The organism is Mesorhizobium sp. M0016 (assembly GCF_040324035.1).
Classification (GTDB): domain Bacteria; phylum Pseudomonadota; class Alphaproteobacteria; order Rhizobiales; family Rhizobiaceae; genus Mesorhizobium.
This window is the reverse complement of sequence record NZ_JAMYVM010000004.1, coordinates 257501-260000: the sequence shown is the minus strand read 5'-3', so window position 1 is coordinate 260000 and position 2500 is coordinate 257501. Positions and strand designations below refer to the sequence as shown.

The window sequence follows — 2500 nt, the reverse complement described above, 5'->3', positions numbered from 1 at the left end:
TTGCCTACAAACAGTGGGAGCCCGCAAGGGTCACCACGTACCTTTTGTATAATGGGTCAGCGACTTAGTGTGACGAGCAAGCTTAAACCGCTAGGTGTAGGCGCAGCGAAGGCGAGTCTGAACAGGGCGTTCAGTTCGTCGCATTAGACCCGAAACCGAGTGATCTAGCCATGAGCAGGTTGAAGGTAAGGTAACACTTACTGGAGGACCGAACCCATAACTGTTGCAATAGTTCGGGATGACTTGTGGCTAGGGGTGAAAGGCCAATCAAACTCGGAAATAGCTGGTTCTCCGCGAAATCTATTTAGGTAGAGCGTCGACCGAATACCCCAGGGGGTAGAGCACTGGATGGGCTAGGGGTCCTCACCGGATTACCAAACCTAACCAAACTCCGAATACCTGGGAGTACTAGTCGGCAGACACACGGCGGGTGCTAACGTCCGTCGTGAAAAGGGAAACAACCCTGACCTACAGCTAAGGTCCCCAAGTTATGGCTAAGTGGGAAAGGATGTGAGGATCCCAAAACAACCAGGATGTTGGCTTAGAAGCAGCCATCATTTAAAGAAAGCGTAACAGCTCACTGGTCTAAATAAGGGTCTTTGCGCCGAAAATGTAACGGGGCTAAAGCCATACACCGAAGCTTAGGGTTTGGTCCGCAAGGGCCAAGCGGTAGCGGAGCGTTCTGTAAGCTGACGAAGCCATACCCGTGAGGGGTGGTGGAGGTATCAGAAGTGCGAATGCTGACATGAGTAACGTAAGGGGAGTGAGAGACTCCCCCGCCGAAAGACCAAGGGTTCCTGCTTAAAGCTAATCTGAGCAGGGTTAGCCGGCCCCTAAGACGAGGCGGAAACGCGTAGTCGATGGGAACCACGTTAATATTCGTGGGCTTGGAGGTAGTGACGGATCGCACAAGTTGTCCAATCTTATCGGATTGAACGGGCAGCGGAGCGGTTCCAGGAAATAGCTCCTCCTTATAAACCGTACCCGAAACCGACACTGGTGGTCAGGTAGAGTATACCAAGGCGCTTGAGAGAACTATGCTGAAGGAACTCGGCAAATTGCACGCGTAACTTCGGAAGAAGCGTGACCCTTTTCTACGCAAGTAGAGGAGGGTGGCACAGACCAGGGGGTAGCGACTGTTTATCAAAAACACAGGGCTCTGCGAAGTCGCAAGACGACGTATAGGGTCTGACGCCTGCCCGGTGCTGGAAGGTTAAGAGGAGGGGTGCAAGCTCTGAATCGAAGCCCCAGTAAACGGCGGCCGTAACTATAACGGTCCTAAGGTAGCGAAATTCCTTGTCGGGTAAGTTCCGACCTGCACGAATGGCGTAACGACTTCCCCGCTGTCTCCAGCATAGACTCAGTGAAATTGAATTCCCCGTGAAGATGCGGGGTTCCTGCGGTTAGACGGAAAGACCCCGTGCACCTTTACTATAGCTTTACATTGGCATTCGTAGTGGCATGTGTAGGATAGGTGGTAGGCTTTGAAACCTGGGCGCCAGCTCAGGTGGAGCCACCCTTGAAATACCACCCTTATTACTATGGATGTCTAACCGCGGCCCGTTATCCGGGTCCGGGACAATGTATGGTGGGTAGTTTGACTGGGGCGGTCGCCTCCTAAAGAGTAACGGAGGCGCGCGATGGTGGGCTCAGAACGGTCGGAAATCGTTCGCTGAGTGCAATGGCATAAGCCTGCCTGACTGCGAGACTGACAAGTCGAGCAGAGACGAAAGTCGGTCATAGTGATCCGGTGGTCCCGCGTGGAAGGGCCATCGCTCAACGGATAAAAGGTACGCCGGGGATAACAGGCTGATGACCCCCAAGAGTCCATATCGACGGGGTTGTTTGGCACCTCGATGTCGACTCATCGCATCCTGGGGCTGGAGCAGGTCCCAAGGGTATGGCTGTTCGCCATTTAAAGCGGTACGTGAGTTGGGTTCAGAACGTCGTGAGACAGTTCGGTCCCTATCTGCCGTGGGTGTAGGAATATTGAAAGGATCTGTCCCTAGTACGAGAGGACCGGGATGGACGGATCTCTGGTGGACCTGTTGTGGCGCCAGCCGCATAGCAGGGTAGCTATATCCGGACGGGATAACCGCTGAAGGCATCTAAGCGGGAAACCCACCTTAAAACGAGTATTCCCTGAGAACCGTGGAAGACGACCACGTTGATAGGCCGGGTGTGGAAGAGCGGCAACGCTTGAAGCTTACCGGTACTAATAGTTCGATCGGCTTGATCGTTCTCATTCCTTATGCTCATCGTGAACACGATGATCTGACCAGCGCTCACGCATGAGCGGCCCTTAACAGGGCCTATGCTCCGCGAGGGCGCCGGAAAACCGGCGACGCGCAGTCGCGCTTGCGGACTTTGTCCGTTAGCTAGACACAAACGTCGCCTTGGCACGAAAAAACAGCTTCTCGATATAACGTGCGTTTTGCCGACCTGGTGGTTATGGCGGAGCGGCTGCACCCGATCCCATTCCGAACTCGGCCGTGAAACG

At 54.2% G+C, this 2500-nt stretch carries 2 rRNA genes (both cut by a window edge); both read left to right on the top strand.

Annotated features, from left to right (window positions below):
* A 23S ribosomal RNA gene (locus NKJ88_RS08565) occupies positions 1-2240 on the top strand; it begins 562 nt to the left of the window's first position.
* Between the two features lie 201 nt (positions 2241-2441).
* Positions 2442-2500 (top strand): 5S ribosomal RNA (rrf, locus tag NKJ88_RS08560) (it continues 56 nt past the right edge of the window).